At 29.1% G+C, this 2139-nt stretch carries 2 protein-coding genes; one reads left to right on the top strand and one right to left on the bottom strand.

Translation table 11 applies throughout. The features are described from left to right. Positions 1-590 precede the first annotated feature (590 nt). The gene (locus tag CP352_RS10665; RefSeq protein ID WP_005719647.1) at positions 591-1286 is read right to left on the bottom strand and encodes a YoaK family protein; all 696 of its coding nucleotides are present in this window, start codon (positions 1284-1286) and stop codon (positions 591-593) included. Positions 1287-1593: 307 nt separating this feature from the next. Between CP352_RS10665 and CP352_RS10670 the strand changes: the two genes are divergently transcribed. Further along, positions 1594-1953, top strand: a complete 360-nt coding sequence (locus CP352_RS10670) for a helix-turn-helix domain-containing protein (protein ID WP_013086385.1) — start codon at positions 1594-1596, stop codon at positions 1951-1953. Positions 1954-2139 lie beyond the last annotated feature (186 nt).

Raw genomic sequence — 2139 nt, forward strand, 5'->3', positions numbered from 1 at the left:
CAATTCAGACTTTTAGCCATAAAATATACAGATAACTAATCATCTAAAAAATTATCTCAAGAATATCTAGGATACCATTGATTTACTCTTAGCCATAAAAGTAATTTTATCTAGCTTGATTAACTTGATGAAAAACTATAATTCCAACCATCAATAAAACCATTACTTTTAAAAACTGGTTCATACAAATGAACAACTAACTATTAAACTATAAAGCAACTATTGATCAAAATAAATGAACTTGGTCATAGAATTGCGATCTCAGCATGTAAAAATTTATCGAGAGTTGATTTTCTTATCATAGTCAGAATAAATGAAGTAAAAACAAAAATTAAAAAAGCAAAATTCATTTTTTGAAAAAATAAATAACCTGAATTCGAGTTAACAAATCCAAAATAAGACTTATTTGCTGAAACAATTAAATTAATTATGACTTCTATTATTAAATGGATTGTTTTTTTTAATCTGGCTTTACATAATATGAATTATACGCACACTGATAAAATTATTATTTTTAAGATTGGTCGCTTTCTTCTCACTCACAACCTCTTCAAAAAAACACTTGCCAATTATGACAAGTGCTTTTAAAATCATTTTGAAAAATCAATTTTTTTATTTCGTCTCAATGCAATGATATAAACTAAATTAATCGTCGTTAAAAAAATGACTGCAATCCAAATAGTTTTTAATACCAATAATTTTTGCAGTAAAGCTGAAATTATTGCTCCAACTGCAAATGCAATTGTTAACATCATATAATTAACGGCAGCTGTATGTTTACTTTTGTCTTCACCAAAGAAAAATGCACTCCATGCAACAACCGATTTTTTTAAATTTCCAGTTGTAAATGCATTGTTATAACCCATGCCTTCAATTTTGCTGAAAGATGCGTTTTGAATAGCCAATCCAAACGCAATAGCAGGCACAATATAATAATTAGGAACACTTTTAGGCAAAAAGCCCACTACAATACAAATCGCTAAAATTGGAAATAAGCAAAATACTCTCCAATAATGACTTTTCACATATTTATGAAAAAGTCCTACTAATAGCAATCCTAAAGAAAAAGCAATAAACGTACTAGCTCGATTAATCATTCCAGGAACATTATGATCAGCTAATGCTGAACTAAAAAAGATAACGTTTCCTGTTTGTCCAGCGGAAAGCGTATGTCCTCTCTGGATATATGTATATGCATCAATAAATCCCCCACAAAAAGTTAACGCACACGCTAATTGTCGTGACTCTGCAGGCCGATTACTATTTAAAACCTCTTTTAAACTCATCAAATCCCCAATCTATTTTTATATCCTTGTATACATTATAAGCTTAAAAACTTAATAATTAGTATATTTTTTTAAGCTTTTATTTCATTTCTATTTTAACAATAAAAGTATTCAATTTAAGACTATACTATAAACTGTAGTGCCTAATAGCACTGATTACGCTAAAAATGTACATTTATAAACAAATATAATTTCTTATTATTTAATATAAGTGTATGTTGAGAATATTAAAATAGTCTATTCATTTTTTACATAATTTTATATAGGCTATAATAGACTATAAGTTACTTGAAAGGATCGAATGCTTGTGAATATTAATTTAGGAGAAGAAATTTCTCGTAGAAGACGTGAACAGAAACTAACACAGGAAGATTTGGCTGAGCTAAGTGATCTTTCTGTAAATTTTATTTCACGTGTGGAAAGGACTAAGGACCAAAACATTAGTATTCAGAAGCTTGATTCTATTGCCAAAGCTTTGAATACTACTACACCCGATATCATTAACAATGCCTATCGTGCTAAAAAAATCAAGCCTGAAAAAATTCATGATAACAATACACCCGTTTTCATGAAAAAAGTTATTAACGAATTAAGAAAATTACCAGAACCTAAGGCTGAACGCGTATGTAAGTCTTTGATCACCCTTCTAAAAGAAATGAATAATTAACAAAAACGTGCTGTTTTTTCGGAATAAACAGCACGTTTTTGTGTAAGCGTCAAATAAAATAGTGTACTTAAAAACCGTCCCAGTTACTGTTATACTGAGACGGTTATTTAAGTTCTTTTATTTACAATTCTTCTGGATCTTCTCTTGCCACGGTAAATAAGCTTCAAGGGTTTCCGAATCCAGAAT

It is taken from the genome of Lactobacillus sp. UMNPBX1, from assembly GCF_002554085.1.
In the GTDB taxonomy this organism is placed as follows: domain Bacteria; phylum Bacillota; class Bacilli; order Lactobacillales; family Lactobacillaceae; genus Lactobacillus; species Lactobacillus crispatus.